Below are 17,281 nucleotides of genomic sequence, written 5' to 3'. Positions count from 1 at the left end.
GTCACACTGATCGCAGCATCGCTCCGCACGGCCGCGATCAGTACGTCCGACACGCATCCGGACTTCTAAGGAATTGTCAACTGCGAGGCTTTTTCACCCGATACCAGAGCCCTCAGTCGAGCACGTGGGCCGTGGCCCTGGCGTAGCGGGCGCGGATCTCCGGGACGGCCGGGGCGTCGTAGGTCTCGGTGTCCTCGGTCCGCCAGTCGGGGGTCGTGAGGAGGGTGGCGGCCTGGCGGGCGGCGCCGTCGGCGACGTACTCGCCGGGCGGCGGCACCGCGATCGGCACGCCGAAGACGGTCGGCGCGACGCGGCGTACGGCCTCCGAGCGGGCCGCGCCGCCGATCAGCAGCACCCGCTCGGGACGGGTGCCGAGCGCGTCGAGGGCGTCGGCCAGGCCGCACAGCATGCCCTCGACGGCCGCGCGGGCCAGGTGGGCCGGGGTCGAGGTGGCCAGCGTGAGCCCGAGGACCGAGCCGGTCGCGGTGGGCCGGTTGGGGGTGCGCTCGCCCTCCAGGTACGGCACCAGCGTCAGCCCGCCGGCCCCCGCCGGAGCCCGGAGCGCGAGGTCGCTCAGCTCGTCGAGGCCCACCCCGGCCAGCCCGGCGGCGGCGTCGAGGACCCGGGCGGCGTTCAGCGTGCACACCAGCGGCAGGAAACGCCCGGTGGCGTCGGCGAACCCGGCGACCGCGCCGGTGGGGTCGGCGCTGGGCGTCTCCGCGACCGCGAACACCGTCCCGGACGTGCCGAGCGAGACCACCACGTCACCCGGGCCGGCCCCGACGCCGAGGGCGGCCGCCATGTTGTCGCCGGTGCCCGGCGCGAGCAGCGGCCCGGCCGACGCGGGGTCGCCCGCGCGGTCGGCGGGCCCCAGCACCCGGGGCAGCAGCGGGACGGCGCCGAAGGCGGCCTTGAGCAGGTCGGTGCGGTAGGCGCCGGTCGCCGGGGACCAGTAGCCGGTGCCCGAGGCGTCGCCCCGGTCGGTGGTGAGCAGGTCGAGCGACGGCGAGGGCGCGTCGTGCCAGGCCGCGAGATCGGACCCCGCCCCGGAGCCGCCGCCCAGGGCGAGCGCGCCCGCCAGTCGCCAGGTCAGCCAGTCGTGCGGCAGGCAGACCGCCGCCGTGCGGCGGGCGTTGTCCGGCTCGTGCTCGGCCAGCCACCGCAGCTTGGCCACGGTGAACGCGGCCACGGGCACCGAGCCGACCGCGTCGGCCCAGGCCCCTGGCCCGCCCAGCTCCGCCACCAGGTCGGCGGCGGCTCGGGCGGAACGGGTGTCGTTCCAGAGCAGGGCGTCGCGCACGACCTCGCCCGCCTCGTCGAGGCAGACCATGCCGTGCTGCTGCCCGGCCACGCTGACGGCGGCGACGTCGGCGAGCCCGCCGGCCTCCTCGACGGCCCGCAGCAGCGCGGTCCACCAGTGGGAGGGGTGGATCTCGGTGCCGGCCGGATGGGCGGCGCGGCCCTGCCTGACCAGCGCGCCCGTCTCGGCCTCGCGAATGACGACCTTGCAGCTCTGCGTGGAGGAATCAACCCCAGCGACCAGCGTCACCCGAACTCCTAATGCGTGCTCCCGCGCGAGATGGTTGAGATGGTATCCCCGCTCGGGAGCGACGTTCAGGGGCAATTGGGGTGAATCACAACCCGGAGGGGTCGCGGCCGACGCTGATCTCCTCCGCGATCTTGCGGATCTCCGTCACCTCGAGACCTGGAGCCTTGGGCAGGTGGCGCAGCAACGCCTCCATCACGACGGGCACGGGCTGGCCCGCCATCAGCCCGGCGATGCCGTGGACCGTCCGGAACAGTGCCTCTTCGGTGTCGTGCATCGGCAATCCCCTCGTTCGGCTACCGGGAGAGGCTACGGCCTGGGCACGACAGTTCGCTCGCTACCGCTCCAGCGTGTCCCGCACGGCCGAGCAGATCGCGCCGAGCTCGCGGACCTGCTCGGGGGTGAGGACGTCGAACAGGCTCCTGCGCACCTCCTCGACGTGGCCGGGGGCGGCGGCGGCCAGCGTGGCGAAGCCCTCGTCCGTCAGGACGGCGAGGCTGCCCCTGCCGTCGGCCGGGCAGCGCTCACGGCGCACCCAGCCGCGCTCCTCCAGGCGGGCGACGGCGTGTGACAGGCGGCTCTGGGAGCTCTGGGCCCTGGCGGCCAGCTCGCTCATGCGCATCGACCGGCCCGGCGCCTCCGACAGCGCCACCAGGATCATGTAGTACGTGTGCGGCATGCCCGCCTCGCGCTGGAGCTGCCGGTCCAGCGCCTCGTTGATGAGCTGACCGGCGGCCAGGAAGTCACGCCAGGTCTGCTGCTCGTCCGGATCCAGCCATCGCGTCACCCTCTCATTTTAGTTGAACTCTCATATACTCTGACCGGGAGAAACAGGTGAAAGGGGACGACCATGCCGGTCCACAGGCTCAATCACGCGGTCCTCTACGTCCGTGACGTGGAGCGCAGCGTGGCCTTCTACCGGGAGGCGCTCGGATTCGAGGTGGTCATGGGCATGCGCGGCGCCGCGTTCCTCCAGGCCCCGGGCTCCAGCAACGACCACGACCTCGGGCTGTTCGAGATCGGCGCGGGCGCCGGTCCCTCGCCCGCCGGGCGCACCGCCGTCGGGCTCTACCACCTGGCGTGGGAGGTCGACACGCTCGACGAGCTGGAGCGCATCGCGGTCACCCTGAGCGAGCTCGGCTCCCTCGTCGGCGCCTCCGACCACGGGACGACCAAGGCGCTGTACGCCAAGGACCCCGACGGGCTGGAGTTCGAGGTCTCCTGGCTCGTGCCCGCCTCGCTGATCACGGACGAGACCCTGGCCGCCCGGTCCGCCATCCGCCCGCTCGACCTGGCCGCCGACAAGGAGCGGTACGGGGCCCGGACGCGGGGCGGGGTAGGGGTGTCGATCCCGGCCTGAAGGTACCGTGGCAGGTATCCGACCGATTTGTTCCGGAGAGGGTCATGCCAAACGATCCGGATCACGTCCTCGACGCCATCGACGGCGTCGTGGACGAATGGGAGACGCTGAGCGCGGACGCCATGCGCTGGGCGCCTCCCGAGCACAAGTCGCCCGACCTGCTGGACGAGGCGACGGAGATCCTCAGACCGCTGGCCGAGGCGCTCTCCGAGGTTCTGCGGCCGCTCGGCGACTCCATCAACCGCGCGCTCGAACGACTCAGCGACGACGACTGACCGGCCCGTTCCGGCGCGCAGCAGCGTCTCGTGGCTCTGGCCGCAGCAGCGTCTCGTGGCTCTGGCCGCAGCAGCGTCTCGTGGCTCTGGCGCGCAGCGTCTCGTGGCCGTCAGTCCGTCCTGCGGCGGCGGGTGCGGCGCGGATAGGCCTTGGCCGTCTCCGCCAGCCGGGCCGAATGCTCGGCCTGCCGGCGCCAGTGGCCGTACGCGTCGCCGCGCTGGGCCAGCCGGTCGAGCTCCCGCATGGTCGTGAGCGGGATGAACGCGGGCTCGGCGTCCCGCCAGGGCGTGCCGGGCAGCGGCATGAACGTGTGCGTGTGGATGCGGGCGCCCAGCTCGGCCAGGTCGCCGGCCAGCGCGAGCGACTGGCGCTGGTCCTCCTCCGACTCCCCCGGCATGCCGAAGATGAAGTCGACGTTCGGTCTGAAGCCGTGCTCGACGGCGATCCGGACGGCGTCGCGCACCGGCGAGGTGCCGTGCCCGCGGCCCGAGGCGGCCAGCACCCGGTCGGACCCCGACTGGGCGCCGATGATCAGGTTGTCGTTGGCGACGTACCGCTTGAGCAGCCGCATGGCCTCGGGCGTGACGTGCTCGGGCCGCACCTCCGAGGGGAAGCTGCCGAAGAACACCCGGCCGTGCGGCGGCAGCTCCTCCTTGACCCCCGCCAGCAGCTCCTCCACCGCGCCGAGGTCGGGGTCGGGGCCCGGCGAGCCGTAGGAGAGCGAGGTCGGCGTGATGAACCGCACGTCCCGCAGGCCCTGCTCGACCATGCCCTTGACGTGCTCGCGCACGCCGGCCACCGACCGGTGGCGGAACTGGCCGCCGAACATGAACGGCGTCTGGCAGAACCGGCACGTGTACCGGCATCCCCGGGTGATCTCGATCGGCCCCTTGCGTCCCAGGAACGACGGGAACGCGTCGAGCGGGAGCTGCGGGGCCGGGCGCGTCCTGAGCGCGACGCCGTCGCCGTCCTTGACCGCGAGGCCCGGGACGGTCGTCAGCGGCTCGTCCCGCCGCAGCGCCTCGACCAGGGCGATGATCGTGGACTCGCCCTCGCCGATCGCGGCCAGGTCCCAGCCGGCGTCGAGGACCTGCTGCGGCTCGGCGGTGGCGTGCACGCCGCCGGCGATGTGCAGCCCCCGGCCGTCGCTGAGCGACCTGACGGCGGCCAGCTCGGCGGCCATGGCCTCGGCGTCGGGCGAGTAGAACGACCAGAGCACGAGCACCCGGTCGGCCCGGCTCGCCGCGACGTGGGCCGCCGTCTCCTCCGGGGTGGCGCCCAGCAGCTGCCGGTGCTCCACGCCCGAGGTCTCCAGGGCGGCGAGCACCGCGTGCACGCCGTACGTCACGGCCTTGCGGTAACGGACCACCACATCCACTGCCAGCGCCACGACCGGCAGCGTAGCTCAGGCGGAGGCCAGCCGCATGGGACGCAGCGCGCCGGTGAGCTTGGCCAGCTCGGCGAGCATGGCGTCGGCGGCGGCGATCATGATGTCGTTGGCCGCCACGGTGCCGTCCTCGGCGATGAACTGCTGGTAGAAGGGGATGTTGACGGCCTCGACCACGGGGATCATCTTCAGCGTGCTGACGACCTGGCGCAGGCCGTTCACCGCCCGGGTGCCGCCGGAGATCCCGCCGTAGCTGACGAAGCCCGCCGCCTTGTGCTGCCACTCGTGGTGCAGGTAGTCCAGGGCGTTCTTCAGCACGGCCGTGAAGCTGTGGTTGTACTCGGGGGTCACGAACACGAAGGCGTCGCCCCGGTCGACGGTGGCGCTCCACTCCTTGGTGTGGGCGTTCACGTACTGCTTGAGCTTGGGGTGGTTCGGCTCGTCGAGGAACGGCAGGCCCACCTCGGCGAGGTCGACCAGCTCGACGTCGAAGTGGCCGGCGGCGACGGCCCGGCTCCTGAACCACTCGGCGACCTCGCGCCCGGCGCGGCCGGGGCGGGTGCTGGCGACGATGATCTGCAGGACCGGCTTGTCCATGGGGTTCCTCCTCAGGTAGTTGATACCTCAACATTATTGAGTAACTAAACATTTCTTAGCAAATGCTAGGATCATCCCCGTGAGCCCCCATTCCGTCTGCGTCCGGTTCCACGTCGCCCTCGAACTGATCGGCGGCCGGTGGTCGGGAGCCGTGATCCACATGATCTTCAAGGGCGCCCATCGTTACGCCGACCTCAAGGCGGCCATCCCGGGCATCAACGACACGATGCTGGCCCGCCGGCTGCGCGAGCTGGAGACGGCCGGGCTCGTCGAGCGGCGCGTGCTGGCCACGTCGCCGGTGCGGGTCGAATACCACCTGACGGAGATGGGCCAGGAGCTGCGCCCGGTGCTCGACGAGCTGGTCACCTGGGCGCACAAGTGGATCCCGCGGCCCGAGGAGCCGGCCAGATCCGCCTAGCGCGTACGGGCGAGCGCGGGCAGGCGGGCCGGGGTTAGACTCCGGGCATGCACTGGCGACATTGATGAACCACCAGCGGCCGACGCGGCAGGAGCGCGCGCGGGCCTCCGAGGTGCCGAGCACCAGACGGAGTCCCTGTCCGCCCCTTCCGAGAGGGCCGCATGTTCGTCCCCAAGCTTTACGTCTACACGTTCCTCGGCGAGTTCGTCCTGCTCTACCCGGTGTACACGCTGCTGTTCACCGATTCCGGGCTCTCGGTGGCCGAGACGTCCTCGCTGTTCGTCATCTGGTCCGTGACCGGCATGGTGCTGGAGGTCCCCTCCGGCGCCTGGGCCGACGCGGTGTCCCGCCGTCTGCTGTTGTTCCTGGGCCCGCTGCTGGCCGGCGCCGGCTTCGCGTTGTGGGTGCTGTTCCCGTCCTACTGGGCCTTCGCGCTGGGCTTCGTGTTGTGGGGGGCCGAGGGCGCGCTCGTCTCGGGCGCCTTCGAGGCGCTCGCGTACGAGGAGCTCGAACGCCGGGGCCTCCAGAGCCGGTACGCCGCCATCATGGGCCGGGCCCACTCGATCGGCATCGCCGCCGCCGCGTCGGCGATCGCCCTCGCCACGCCCGTCTTCGCGGTCGGCGGCTATCCGGCGGTGGGGGTGGCCAGCGTGGCGGCCTGCCTGTTGTGCGCCGCCACCGCTCTGACGCTGCCCGAGCGGCGTCCCGGTGTCATCGGGTCGTCCACCGAGTCGTCCACTGAGTCGTCCGACGAGTCGTCCGGTGATTCGGGTGGGCGGTATCTCGCGGTTCTGCGGGCCGGTGTGGCGGAGGCCCGTACCGATCGGAACGTGCTCGAAGCGATCGTGCTGATCTCCGTCGTGACGGCGATCTGGGGCGCTCTGGAGGAGTACGTGCCCTTCCTGGCCGCCGAGACCGGCGCGCCCAGGACGGCCGTTCCGCTGCTCGTGCTGGCCGTCTGGGTCGGGGCGGCGGCGGGCGGCCTGCTGGCGGGGCCTGCCCGCCGCCTGAGCGAGCGGTCGTTCGCGCTGGTCCTGGCGCTGGCCGCGCTGGCCATGGCGGCGGGCGCGCTGGTTCCGCATCCGGCCGGGTTCCTGCTGGTCGCCGGGTCCTTCGGGGCGTTCCAGATGGCCGGCGTGGTGGCCGACACGCGGCTGCAGGAACGGGTCTCGGGCGGTCAGCGGGCCACCGTGACGTCGATGGCCGGGCTCGGGACGAACGTGGTCACCCTGGCCGTCTACACGGCCTACGGCGCGGGATCGCCGTTCCTGTCCCACGGCACGACGTTCGCCCTCCTGGTCCTGCCCTACGTGGTCATCGCCCTGTGGCTGGCCCGGGAGCGGGTCGCGCCGATGTGATCCGCTTCGACGCGAACGGGACGCGCTTGGGCAGCGGCGGCGGCTCCTCCCCCTCCTTCTCCGGAGCCGGCCCCCCGCCCCGGCGCGCCCGCCAGCGGGACGGGAACACCGAAGCGGTGAGCAGAATGCCGCCGACCACCAATGACCAGGTATTCAGCAACGCCGCGTACGCGTCCAGATAATCGGCGGGAACCAGGTCGAATCCCATTCTCCGGTCGCCTCCCGCGGCGGCCCGCGCGACCGTCGCCCCGGCCAGGGCCGTGAAAGCCAGGCCGGGCAGCAGCGAGGCGACCGGAGAAATCCGGGAACCGGCCAGGATTCCGATGAGGACCGCGGTCCCGGCCAGCGCCGCCGTCGCCGTCCAGTCGGGGACGGACGTGGTCGCGCGGGGTCCGTACAGGAGACCGGCCGCGATCAACGGGATCGCGGCGACCCCCGCCGCGGCCCCGGCGAAATGACGAACACCATTACCCATAGGGAACACCTCCAGGCCCAATACGATACCGACATACCACTAGTTACAACTTTAGGTCGAAAAATCTCCATTTGTGGCCGGTGGCCGGAAGGACGGGCATATCGCCTTAATAGGAAATATTTGGTATCTCCTCATTTGTCTGTCAGCCGTTACCGTGACAGAACCCCCCATCGAGGAGCGGCGGCATGTTTCGCTGTGCAGTGGCAGGCGTCACCCTCGTGGCCGCCTGCCTGGCCACCCCCGCCCACGCGGCGTCCGACCCCGTGATCGAGGCGCTCTCGCGCGACCTCGGCCTCTCGGAACCCGCAGTGGTCGCCCGGCTGGCGGACGAGCGGCGTGCCGCCGCCCTGGAGGCCGAACTGGCCACCTCCCTGGGCGACTCCTACGGCGGGTCGTGGCTGACCGAGGACGCCTCCGCCCTCGTCGTCGCCACCACCGACCCCGCTCGGACCGCCGCGATCTCGGCCCGGGGGGCGCGCCCTGTCGTCGTGCGGCACTCGCTGGCGGAGCTGGACGCCGTCGTCCGCCGCCTGGACCGGGCCGCCCGCCGCATCCGGACGGGTCCCGCCCTCTGGTACGCCGACGTCCGCGCGAACCGGGTCGTCCTCCAGGCGCCCTCCCCGTCCTCCCCGGCTGCGGCCCTGGTGGCGGCGGCGGGAAGTGCGGCCGTCGTGGTGGCGCCGGCCGCCGAGCTGCCCCGCACGTACGCCGACATCATCGGCGGCGACCCCTTCTACATCGGCTCGATGCGCTGCACGATCGGCTTCTCGGTCACCAAGGGCAGCATTCCGGGCTTCGTCACGGCGGGACATTGCGGGCACACCGGCGACCTGGTCAAGTCGCCGGCCGGGACCGTCCAGGGCTCGTCCTTCCCGGGCAACGACTACGCGTGGGTCGCCACCCCCGGGTACACCGCGCAGCCGTACGTCCGCGGTCCCGGCGGGACGCTGGTGACCGTACGCGGCTCGGTCCAGGCGACGGTGGGCGCGTCCGTCTGCCGCGCGGGCCCGACCACCGGCTGGCACTGCGGCACCGTCCAGCAGCACAACGCCACCGTCACCTACGCCCAGGGCACCGTGTACGGCCTCACCCGCACCAACGTGTGCGCCGAACCCGGCGACTCCGGCGGACCGTTCATCTCGGGCGGCCAGGCCCAGGGCGTCACCTCGGGCGGCTCCGGCAACTGCAGCACGGGCGGCACGACGTACTACCAGCCGGTCAACGAGATCCTGAGCGCGTACGGCCTGACCCTCCGCACCGCCTGACCCCCTCCTCCAGGACGCCCGCCCCCCTCTGGAAATCCGTTCGCGCGCCACCGATGAGTTCTCCGGCCCGGCCGAGTCTGCCCTCCCGACAGCAGATCCCCTCCGCCGCACCGACCATCGGGAGGCAACGATGACGCGCCCCAACCTGAACAGCCTGCTCCTGGCCAGCACCGACCCGGCCCGGCTACGCGCCTGGTACGCCGCCGTGCTCGACCCCGAGTCCGACACCGACGTCACCCATTACGGCGTGCTGACGTTCGGCGACTTCCACCTGATCATCGACACCCGGGCCGACGTGGCGGACAAGAATCCCGAGCCCGGACGGGTGATACTCAACTTCGACGTCCCCGACGCACGCGCGATCGTCGCCCGGATGGAGGAGGCGGGCGTGTCCTGGCTGGCCGAGCTCGAAGACCGCGAGGGCAGCCTGTTCGCCACGGCGATCGACCCCGACGGCAACTACGTCCAGATCATCCAGCTCAGCGAGGACCACCGGAAGGCGATGTGACGATGTTCGGCAAGACGAAGGCGTTCAGCGGATTCTCCGTCGACGATCTGGCCGCCGCGAAGGCGTTCTACGGCGACACCCTGGGGTTGGAGGTGTCGGAGTCGAACGGCCTGCTCACCCTGCACATCGCCGGCGGCACCGACATCCTGGTCTACCCCAAACCCGACCACGTCCCCGCGACCTTCACCATCCTCAACTTCCCGGTCGAGGACATCGAGCAGGCCGTCGACGCCCTGACGGCCCGCGGCGTGCGCTTCCAGCGCTACGACCAACTGCAGACCGACGAGAAGGGCATCTTCCGCGGCGGCGGCCCCCTGATCGCCTGGTTCACCGACCCGGCGGGAAACGTCCTGTCAGTCCTCCAGGGCTGACGCCCGGGAGCAGCCGGGCCGCGGTTCGGCGCCGCAGGAACACCTTCCCCACCCTGCGGCGCCCGCCGAGCGGTGCATCCACAAGCTCGCTCCGCGACGCCGCGCTGCCCGGCCGCGCAGGCACCGTCCCATCCCGCGGTCACGACCCAATTCACGTTTCCGCAGGCAGACCGCCTACCACGTGTCCCACCCTGTCCCACGGACGATGCGCACGACCTCGCTCCCGTGCTCCGATAGGCCCCGTCAGCACGCACCGATCACCACGTACTGACGAAGGCCCGAAGCACCGGCGAGATCCCCCGCGAATCCGATCAGAAAAGGCAGTGACAGGACATGAGCCACCACGTCAGCATCACGGACATCGAGCAGCAGCCCCGGACGCGCAGTATGCGGTTCACCCTCAACGGCGCACTCTGGTCACTCCAGGCGCTGTGGGGCTTCTTCTTCGCCGGCAGCGGCTTCGGCAAGGTGCTGCTGTACGACGACGCCCTGTTCGCGACGGCGCCCCGGGCGGTGGCCTGGTACGCGGCGGTGCCGCAGTCCCTGATCGTCTTCATCGGGATCGTCGAGGTGCTCGGCGGCGTCGGCCTGATCCTGCCGGCGATGACCCGGTTCAAGCCGATGCTGACGCCGCTCGCCGCCGCCGGCCTGACGCTGACCATGATCCTCGCGGCCGGTTTCCACATCCTGCGCGGCGAGTACGAACTCGTTCCCGCCAACATCGTCCTGGGCGGTGTCGCCGCCTTCCTCACGGCCGGACGCTGGAAGCAACGCCCCCTCTCCCCCGCGCCCCTCACCACTTCCCGCGTACTGACCGCACTCGCCGTCCTGGTCGCCATGGTTTTGCTCACGTTCGCCCCGACCTGGTACACGATGACCAACGTCCAGTTCTGACCCCTACGCCGACGGACCGAGGACGCCGCCCACAAAAGGCCACACCGACAGACGCAGAAGTCGCCGATGCACTTGAGGACATCGTTGGGCTAAGAGCCTCGGATGCACAACGCGGGGGACGCGCAGCCGCTGCAACACCATCCGAAAGACCGCAAGGCCCTCCCCCGGAGTCGGGAAGAGGGCCTTTCGCTTGCGGGGACCGGGGATTTGCCCCCCGGATGGTGTTGCCACCGAACCGCATCAGCAGCTCGGAGGCGCGTTCAACACCGACCGATGCGGTGGAACGAACGCCCCGAAACAAGGTGGCACGGTGCGGAGCTGCAACCCGAGATGATGCCGTCGGCGCCATTGCGGTAGGCGCGTCGGCGGCCGTACTTGGATCAGTTGGTGGCTTCAGAGGCATGCCGGAGCGGCTCGTCGGTCGGATCTTTGACGTGCTGCGCGATTGCCGCGATCCGCTCCGCTCCGGCTTGAGGAGTCGAGCCGCATCGTTCTGCGACGTGGCGGCTTCTGGGCGTCGGGCTTGTCGACGACCTTGGCGGTCATCTGTGCGGTCCACACCAGAGGGGTGCCCGCCTTGACTGTGCGAGTCGCGCCGCCCGGAAGGTCGAAGGTGCGCTCGGCGACGCTCTCGCATACGTCCCCAGGAACCGGTGATTCTGCGTGCTCATGATGATCCCGTGGCGCTCCCAGGCTCCCATGTAGGCGAACGCGGCCCCGTGGCGGCCGGCTGCGTCGCTCGCGCTCACGATGCCCGCCACACCGCTGCGACGCTGTTGACAGAGCAGGGCGTCCACATCGGCGTCGCCCAAGAAATCCTCGGCCACACGCGGGTGACCACCACTGAGCGGTACACCCGTCGCCACCTCCCAAGGACGCGAGCGACCGCATGGGCTCGGCCCTCTGGGGCTGACGGGCCAACTGCAACCCACAGGGCCCCCAGAGATCGAAAAAGGCCCTCCCCCGAAGATCGGGGAAGGGCCTTCTACCTGGCGGAGGATCGGGGATTTGAACCCCGGATGGTGTTGCCACCAAACCGCATTAGCAGTGCGGCGCCATAGACCTGACTAGGCGAATCCTCCTGGAAGCCATCGCGGCTCAGCACAGCGTACCGGCCTTCTGCCGAGGCGGCAAAGCGGTTGCGCGTCGTGCCTTCACCAAGAGTTATCAACAGCCTGTGGGTAACCACCTGTGGATGAAGCCCGCCCCATGTCAGGGCGGGCTTCCGGGGTGTGGATAACCCAGGTCAGGCGGGGTTGGCCTCGCCCTCGATCTCGATCTTGACCTTCTTGCCCACAAGCACACCGCCGGCCTCCAGGGTCTGGTTCCAGGTCAGGCCGAACTCCTCGCGGTCGAACTCGGTGTTGATGGAGAAGCCCCAGACCGAGTTGCCCCAGGGGTTGGTGCCGGCACCGCCGTACTCGACCGTGAGCTCGACCTCCTTGGTGACGTCGCGGATGGTCAGGTCGCCGACGACGGTGAACTCGTCGCCGGAGTGGCCGACCACGCGGGTGCTGCGGAAGGTGATCTCGGGGAACTTGTCCACGGCGAGGAAGTCGTCGCTGCGCAGGTGGCCGTCGCGGTCGCCGACGCCGGTGTCGATGCTGGCGGTCTTGATCGTCAGCTCGGCCGTGGACTCCAGCGGGTTCTCCGCGATCGTCACGGTGCCGCTGAAGTCGCCGAAGCGGCCGCGGACCTTGCTCACCATCATGTGCTTGACCACGAACCCGATGCGGGTGTGGGCCACGTCGAGGTTGTACGTGCCGGCGGCGGGGATGGTCAGGGACTCCCAGGTGCGGGTGCTCATCGGGTTCTCCTTGGGAACGTTGCTGTGCGGATGTCTGCGGCAACAAATGTCTACACGAGGAATATTCCGCAAGTCAACTAACGTCGGTTAAGGTATGGACGTGAAGCACATCGATGACCCCAGGCTGACGGCGATGGGCCTGCTCGCCGAGGTTCACGCAGGTCTGACGGCCCGGATGCAGCCCGTCTTCAGCACGGCGGGGCTGTCGGGCATCGACTTCGAGACCGTCATCCGCCTGGCGCGATCACCGCGGCAGGCGCTGCGGATGACCGACCTGGCCGCCCAGACGGGCCTGTCCACCAGCGGCGTGACCCGGGTCGTCGACCGGCTCGAACGCGAGGGCCTGGTCACCAGGCAGGCGTGCGCCACCGACCGCAGGGCCTCCTACGCCGCGCTCACGGACGAGGGGCGCGACCGGCTGGCGAGCGTCCTGCCCCAACACCTTCAGGACATCGAGGACACCTTCACCGGCCTCCTGAGCCCGGACGAGCTCGCCGCGTTCCTGCGGACGCTCCGCAAGATCAGAGACGTCGTACGCCCCTGCGCGACCGCCGGCGCCGAGGAGACCACCCCCTCGCTCAACTGATCCTTGGAGCGATCCTACGAGGACGTCTCCGGCATCCCCGGGCCGCCCGCCTCCGCGGAGATCCCCAGGGCGCTCCTGAGCTTGCCCATCGCCCGTGACACCGTGCTCTTGACCGTGCCGACGCTGATCCCGAGCGTCCTGGCGATCTCCGGCTCGGTCATGTCCTCGTAGTACCGCAGCACGATCGCGGCCCGCATGCGCTCGGGCAGCCCCTCCAGCGCCTGTTCCAGCAGCTCGTGCACCTCCCCGCAGGCCGGCGGGTCCGCCGTGGCCACCTCGGGCAGCTCGTCCGACGGGTACTCCTCCAGCTTGCGCCGCCGCCACTGCGAGATGTTGATGTTGACCATCGCCCGGCGGACGTACCCGTCCAGCGCCCCCCGATCCTCGATCTTGTCCCACGCCAGGTACGTCTTGGCCAGGGCGCTCTGCAACAGGTCCTCCGCGTCCAGCGGATGCCCGGTGAGCTGACGGGCGGCGCGCAGCAGCGCGGGACCGCGGGCCATGACGTACTCGCGGAACTCCTCTTCCCACCCGGTGGTCTGCATCGTGGCCAGAATCGCAGCCTGATGCCCTTTTGCGACTGAGCCACAATTCAGGTTTCGGCCCGACGAAGACAAAGGTCAGTCAAGGTCGGTGGCAGATTGTTCGAAGGCGGGTGTCAGCTACCTTCCCCAGGGATGCGTATTTTGCTCCCATCTGTTCGCCGCGGCACGAGCCGCTCCCGAGTCATGTGAACCTAGTACCTGACGAGGGAGGGCGGATGGGCTATCCGAACGTCGAGCGCCGCAGACTGCTCGCGGCCGCCGCGCTGGGCCGCGCCCCGGGCATCGCCGGCCCCGACCCGGCCGGCGGCGCGCCTTTATGCGCCGTCACCGGCGAGATCCTTGACGTGAGCCCGCATCTCATCGCCATCGAGACCCCCGAAGGCGCCGAGGAGCGGCTGGTGATCGCCCCCTGGGCCACGGCCTGGCACGGCGCGGAGATCGCGCCCGCCGACCTCCCGGTGGGCTCCATGGTGCTCATGCGCACGTTGCGCGAAGGCCGCGTGGTCGAGCGGATCTGGGCCGACACCACCCGCCTCACCGGCACGATCGTCTCGATCGAGGGGCGCAGGGAGCTGACGGTCGAGCTCGACTGCGGCCCCCACCGCGGCCCCCGCACGATCGTCATCCCCTACCCGGCCACCGGACGGCTGCAGGTGCGGCATCCGAAGTTCGAGCCGGGCTACCTGTTCGACGCGATCGGGATCAGGCGCGACGGCTCCGCCCTGGCGCTGCTGCCGGCGACCTCGCAGCCCGCCCACCGGTCGGGCAGCGTCCCGGCCCCGCCGCCGGTCTACGCCGGGGCGCAGGCGCGCATCTCCGGCACCGCCACCTGGTCCGACGCGTTCGACGAGGAGGAGCGCGGCGCGGCGTACCCGATGCTGGAGCGCGTGGACACCGGCTGCCCCGACGCCGGGCTGTCCTGCGCCGGCCTGCCCTACCTGGCCATCGGCTCGCTGCTGCAGATCAGGAACACGTGCGCCGACCGCGCGGCCAACCTGCCGGTGGTCGCCTGCGGCTGCCTGGCCGGGCGGTTCTGCGACCGCTGCGTCGAGTGCGAGACCTCGCCGCGCGGCCGCGTGGCCGAGCTGTCGCCGGCCTCGTTCGTCGAGCTGGGCGGCGAGTTGATCAAAGGGTGCTTCAACGCTCAGATCGGATTGGGGTGACGGGCGTGCTGGAATCGCAGCTGCCGTTCCTGATCGTGCTGCTGGTCATGGGCACCGGCGCGAAGGTGATCACGGTCCGCGGGGGCGGGGAGCCGGGCGCCCTGTCCAGGCTGGGCCCGGCCGTGCTCATGCCCGGCCGATTGCAGGCGCCCTCGCTGCTGGTCTGCGCGGCGGGCGAGCTGGTGCTCGCCGTAGGGCTGCTGGTCACCACCGCGCCGATCTTCAGGTGGGGGACGGTCTGCTTCTTCGCTCTGTCCACGTACGTGCTGATCGAGCTGCGCAGGCGTCGTCCGGACGCGGGCTGCGGCTGCTTCGGCGAGGTCAGCTCGGCGCCGGTCGGCATGCGCTCGATCGGCCGGACCGTCGCGCTGACCGGGATGTCGGCGTTGTCGGTCGCCTCCCCGGCGTCGGGCTGGGCGGCGATGACCCATCCGACCTGGTTCACGGCCGCGGGGGTGGCGGTGATCGCGCTGCTCTCCCCCGAGATCGAGGAGCTGATCGATCGCGTACGGTACCGCGCCCCCTGCGAGCAGCGCCCCGGCCCCGCCGAGCAGGTGATGCTCTCCAGGCTCAGGTCGAGCGGCGCGTGGCGGACGTACCGGGAGGCGCTGGCCTCGCCCGAACCGTACGACAGCTGGCGCGAGCTGTGCTGGCGCTTCTTCGTCTTCACCGGCCACGACCGCGACGACGTGGTCTTCGCGGTCTACCTGAGCGGACGGCGTCCGGCGGTGCGCGTGGCGGTCGTGAGCAGCGACGACAGCGACTCTCTGCCGGAATATACGTCAGTATCGGCGTGACGCTAGAGAGCCCTAGATTTCTCTATCCGGGCATGGCGATACAGCTCTATTGGGCTGTCTAGCTTCCCCACTAGACAGCCCAATAGAGGTCTAGGGGCGGCGCTCAAATGGGTTGAGACCGCAGGAACCTACCGAAGTGCGGCACCGTGAACGCGATCAGACCGCGTTCGGCGCTGTAGATGAGCCCTTTCTTGATCAGACTGTCGCGGGCGGGCGAGAGACTGGACGGCTTCCGCCCGAGGGCGTCGGCCACGTCGGCGGTGGCGACCGGCTCGTCGCCGATCTGGGCCATGGCGTGCATGTAGTCGCGCTCGGCGGGGGTGGCCCGCTCGTAGCGGCTGCCGAAGAAGCCCACGGCGAGCTCCTCCTCGGCCTCGGGCGCGGAGACCTTGACGTCGTCGAGCGTGATCGGGCTGCGCAGCGCGAGGTCCCAGGCGACCTTGCCGTACGCCTGGACGAAGTAGGGATAGCCGTCGGCGGCCTCGTAGAGCGCGTCGAGGGCCTCTTGGGTGAACTCGACCTTCTCCTCCCGCGCGGGCAGGATCAGCGCCAGGTCGGCCGCCTCACGGTCGAGCTTGTCGATGCGCGCGTAGCGGAAGAGCCGTTCGGAATAGCTCTTGCTGGCCGACAGCACGCTCGGCAGGTGCGGCAGCCCCGCGCCCACCACGATCAGCGGCCCCCCCGACTGGGACAGCTCGTGGCAGGCGGCGCAGAGCGCGGAGACGTCGGCGGGCTGCACGTCCTGCATCTCGTCGATGAACAGCGCGATGCCCACGCCGAGGTCGGTCGCCACGCCGGCGGCGTCGACGAACAGCTCGGTGAGGTCGATCTCCAGGTCGCCCGAGTCGGCGCGCCCGCGGCTGGCGGGCACCTCGATGCCGGGCGACCAGTGGGAGGTGCCCTTGGCCGCGGACGGGTCGCGCATCGCGAACGCCTTCAGCACGCCGAGGAACTCCTCGATGCGCTCGGGCGCGCGGTGGCGCGGAGCCAGCTCGCGGATGGCCATGTGCAGGGCGGCCGCCACAGGACGCCGGATCGACTGGTCGGGCCGGGCCTCGATCTTGCCCGTGCCCCACAGCCGCTGCATGGCCATGGACTTGAACGTGTTGAGCAGGACGGTCTTGCCGACGCCGCGCAGGCCGGTGACGACCATGCTGCGCTCGGGGCGGCCTCGGGCGACCCGCTCCAGCACCACTTCGAACTGCTGCAGCTCACGGTCGCGCCCGGCCAGCTCCGGCGGACGCTGCCCGGCGCCGGGGGCGTAGGGATTGCGCACAGGGTCCACGCTCTCGGACTTTATTGCCGGATATAGCGGCCGTCTTAGATTTGGGAAGAAAGTGCTACGGCGTGTCCGAGCAGGGGCCGTGGCGAGCATCGTCATCGGACACACCCCCTCTCACCAGGCCGAACCCTTGTTCGATTTCGATACCCAGAACTGTAGCGCGGACTCGAACATGCATGCGATGGTTTCGAGTAAAAGATCTTTGCAACAGTCCGGGACGCCCGTGCGTCTGGGTGTTGTGGAGTTCGAGGAGTTCGTGCAAGCGCGTGGCGCCGCCCTGCTCCGGTACGGATACGTGCTCACCGGCAACCCCGACGACGCCGCCGATCTCGTCCAGGAGGCGCTGCTCAAGCTCGGCGACACCTGGCGCAAGGCGCGCAACAAGGACGACCCGGAGTCCTACGTACGCGCGATCATGACCCGTCAGCACGTGAGCTGGTGGCGCCGGCGGCGCAGGGAGCAGCTCACGGGCGAGGTGCCCGAGGGGGCGCACACCGACAGCCACTCCTCCGGCGAGCTGTGGCGGGAGCTGGCGACGCTGCCGCGCAGGCAGCGGGTGGTCCTGGCGCTGCGCTACTACGAGGACCTGTCGGACCAGGAGATCGCCGACATCCTCGGCGGGGCGGCGACGGCGCAGGCGGAGGCG

20 protein-coding genes, 1 tRNA gene and 2 pseudogenes are annotated in these 17,281 nt (G+C 70.7%); 13 read left to right on the top strand and 10 right to left on the bottom strand.

All coding sequences use genetic code 11. The features are described from left to right. Window positions 1–112 precede the first annotated feature (112 nt). From ACIBST_RS17255 to ACIBST_RS17245, 3 genes are all read right to left on the bottom strand, one after another. Window positions 113–1,549, bottom strand: coding sequence for a xylulokinase (locus ACIBST_RS17255; protein ID WP_397172657.1), 1,437 nt, complete (start codon window positions 1,547–1,549; stop codon window positions 113–115). A gap of 85 nt (window positions 1,550–1,634) precedes the next feature. Then, window positions 1,635–1,823 (bottom strand): hypothetical protein, encoded by a 189-nt coding sequence (locus ACIBST_RS17250; protein WP_352318071.1) that lies wholly within the window; start codon window positions 1,821–1,823, stop codon window positions 1,635–1,637. A 60-nt stretch (window positions 1,824–1,883) separates the two neighbouring features. Continuing rightward, complete coding sequence (locus tag ACIBST_RS17245; RefSeq protein WP_397172655.1) at window positions 1,884–2,333, bottom strand: MarR family winged helix-turn-helix transcriptional regulator; 450 nt, start codon at window positions 2,331–2,333, stop codon at window positions 1,884–1,886. A 63-nt stretch (window positions 2,334–2,396) separates the two neighbouring features. Here ACIBST_RS17245 and ACIBST_RS17240 point away from each other — a divergent pair, with 63 nt between their 5' ends. Then, window positions 2,397–2,906: a VOC family protein gene (locus ACIBST_RS17240; RefSeq protein ID WP_397172654.1), complete on the top strand. Its 510-nt coding sequence runs from the start codon at window positions 2,397–2,399 to the stop codon at window positions 2,904–2,906. Window positions 2,907–2,950: 44 nt separating this feature from the next. Next, the gene (locus tag ACIBST_RS17235; RefSeq protein ID WP_397172653.1) at window positions 2,951–3,181 is read left to right on the top strand and encodes a hypothetical protein; all 231 of its coding nucleotides are present in this window, start codon (window positions 2,951–2,953) and stop codon (window positions 3,179–3,181) included. Between the two features lie 110 nt (window positions 3,182–3,291). Here the strand turns inward: ACIBST_RS17235 and ACIBST_RS17230 are convergent, their stop codons facing one another. Together ACIBST_RS17230 and ACIBST_RS17225 are read right to left on the bottom strand one after the other, a co-directional pair. Then, a complete protein-coding gene (locus ACIBST_RS17230; protein WP_397172652.1) occupies window positions 3,292–4,572 on the bottom strand; it encodes a TIGR04013 family B12-binding domain/radical SAM domain-containing protein in 1,281 nt (426 codons plus the stop codon). A gap of 15 nt (window positions 4,573–4,587) precedes the next feature. After that, the gene (locus ACIBST_RS17225) at window positions 4,588–5,166 is read right to left on the bottom strand and encodes an NADPH-dependent FMN reductase (protein ID WP_397172651.1); all 579 of its coding nucleotides are present in this window, start codon (window positions 5,164–5,166) and stop codon (window positions 4,588–4,590) included. A 79-nt stretch (window positions 5,167–5,245) separates the two neighbouring features. Between ACIBST_RS17225 and ACIBST_RS17220 the strand changes: the two genes are divergently transcribed. Beyond that, window positions 5,246–5,584 (top strand): winged helix-turn-helix transcriptional regulator, encoded by a 339-nt coding sequence (locus tag ACIBST_RS17220; RefSeq protein WP_397172650.1) that lies wholly within the window; start codon window positions 5,246–5,248, stop codon window positions 5,582–5,584. Between the two features lie 161 nt (window positions 5,585–5,745). Next, the gene (locus ACIBST_RS17215; protein WP_397172649.1) at window positions 5,746–6,942 is read left to right on the top strand and encodes an MFS transporter; all 1,197 of its coding nucleotides are present in this window, start codon (window positions 5,746–5,748) and stop codon (window positions 6,940–6,942) included. Here ACIBST_RS17215 and ACIBST_RS17210 read toward each other — a convergent pair. Then, complete coding sequence (locus tag ACIBST_RS17210; RefSeq protein WP_397172647.1) at window positions 6,899–7,438, bottom strand: hypothetical protein; 540 nt, start codon at window positions 7,436–7,438, stop codon at window positions 6,899–6,901. The genes ACIBST_RS17215 and ACIBST_RS17210 overlap by 44 nt on opposite strands. 164 nt (window positions 7,439–7,602) lie before the next feature. Here ACIBST_RS17210 and ACIBST_RS17205 point away from each other — a divergent pair, with 164 nt between their 5' ends. From ACIBST_RS17205 to ACIBST_RS17185, 5 genes and pseudogenes are all read left to right on the top strand, one after another. Beyond that, window positions 7,603–8,682 (top strand): S1 family peptidase, encoded by a 1,080-nt coding sequence (locus ACIBST_RS17205; RefSeq protein WP_397172645.1) that lies wholly within the window; start codon window positions 7,603–7,605, stop codon window positions 8,680–8,682. A 130-nt stretch (window positions 8,683–8,812) separates the two neighbouring features. Next, window positions 8,813–9,190: a VOC family protein gene (locus ACIBST_RS17200; protein ID WP_358290716.1), complete on the top strand. Its 378-nt coding sequence runs from the start codon at window positions 8,813–8,815 to the stop codon at window positions 9,188–9,190. A gap of 2 nt (window positions 9,191–9,192) precedes the next feature. Continuing rightward, window positions 9,193–9,561 carry a VOC family protein gene (locus ACIBST_RS17195; protein WP_397172644.1) on the top strand — a complete coding sequence of 123 codons (369 nt, stop codon included), beginning with the start codon at window positions 9,193–9,195 and terminating at the stop codon, window positions 9,559–9,561. 333 nt (window positions 9,562–9,894) lie between these two features. After that, window positions 9,895–10,455 (top strand): DoxX family protein, encoded by a 561-nt coding sequence (locus tag ACIBST_RS17190; protein ID WP_397172642.1) that lies wholly within the window; start codon window positions 9,895–9,897, stop codon window positions 10,453–10,455. Between the two features lie 653 nt (window positions 10,456–11,108). Next, window positions 11,109–11,303 (top strand): annotated as a pseudogene (locus tag ACIBST_RS17185) (tyrosine-type recombinase/integrase); the annotation flags it as partial. Between the two features lie 142 nt (window positions 11,304–11,445). On the opposite strand, the gene ACIBST_RS17180 reads toward ACIBST_RS17185, so the two are convergent. Together ACIBST_RS17180 and ACIBST_RS17175 are read right to left on the bottom strand one after the other, a co-directional pair. Beyond that, window positions 11,446–11,537 (bottom strand) — tRNA-Ser (locus tag ACIBST_RS17180). Between the two features lie 164 nt (window positions 11,538–11,701). Next, entirely contained in the window at window positions 11,702–12,262 is a 561-nt protein-coding gene (locus ACIBST_RS17175) for a YceI family protein (RefSeq protein ID WP_352318104.1), read from the bottom strand. A gap of 94 nt (window positions 12,263–12,356) precedes the next feature. Here ACIBST_RS17175 and ACIBST_RS17170 point away from each other — a divergent pair, with 94 nt between their 5' ends. After that, window positions 12,357–12,848 (top strand): MarR family winged helix-turn-helix transcriptional regulator, encoded by a 492-nt coding sequence (locus ACIBST_RS17170; RefSeq protein WP_397172641.1) that lies wholly within the window; start codon window positions 12,357–12,359, stop codon window positions 12,846–12,848. Between the two features lie 14 nt (window positions 12,849–12,862). Here ACIBST_RS17170 and ACIBST_RS17165 read toward each other — a convergent pair whose 3' ends face one another. Continuing rightward, a complete protein-coding gene (locus tag ACIBST_RS17165) occupies window positions 12,863–13,393 on the bottom strand; it encodes a SigE family RNA polymerase sigma factor (protein ID WP_397172639.1) in 531 nt (176 codons plus the stop codon). Between the two features lie 215 nt (window positions 13,394–13,608). Between ACIBST_RS17165 and ACIBST_RS17160 the strand changes: the two genes are divergently transcribed. Continuing rightward, on the top strand, window positions 13,609–14,556 hold the full coding sequence (locus ACIBST_RS17160; protein ID WP_397172637.1) for a hypothetical protein: 948 nt from the start codon (window positions 13,609–13,611) through the stop codon (window positions 14,554–14,556). A gap of 5 nt (window positions 14,557–14,561) precedes the next feature. Then, complete coding sequence (locus ACIBST_RS17155) at window positions 14,562–15,353, top strand: MauE/DoxX family redox-associated membrane protein (protein WP_397172636.1); 792 nt, start codon at window positions 14,562–14,564, stop codon at window positions 15,351–15,353. Between the two features lie 103 nt (window positions 15,354–15,456). On the opposite strand, the gene ACIBST_RS17150 is transcribed toward ACIBST_RS17155, so the two are convergent. Continuing rightward, entirely contained in the window at window positions 15,457–16,638 is a 1,182-nt protein-coding gene (locus ACIBST_RS17150) for an AAA family ATPase (RefSeq protein WP_397172635.1), read from the bottom strand. 169 nt (window positions 16,639–16,807) lie between these two features. On the opposite strand from ACIBST_RS17150, the pseudogene ACIBST_RS17145 reads away from it, so the two are divergent. Continuing rightward, a pseudogene (locus ACIBST_RS17145) lies at window positions 16,808–17,242 on the top strand (SigE family RNA polymerase sigma factor); the annotation flags it as partial. Window positions 17,243–17,281: the final 39 nt, after the last annotated feature.

Source organism: Nonomuraea sp. NPDC049684, from assembly GCF_044465345.1.
Taxonomy (GTDB): domain Bacteria; phylum Actinomycetota; class Actinomycetes; order Streptosporangiales; family Streptosporangiaceae; genus Nonomuraea.
This window is presented reverse-complemented; position numbering and strand designations above follow the sequence as displayed.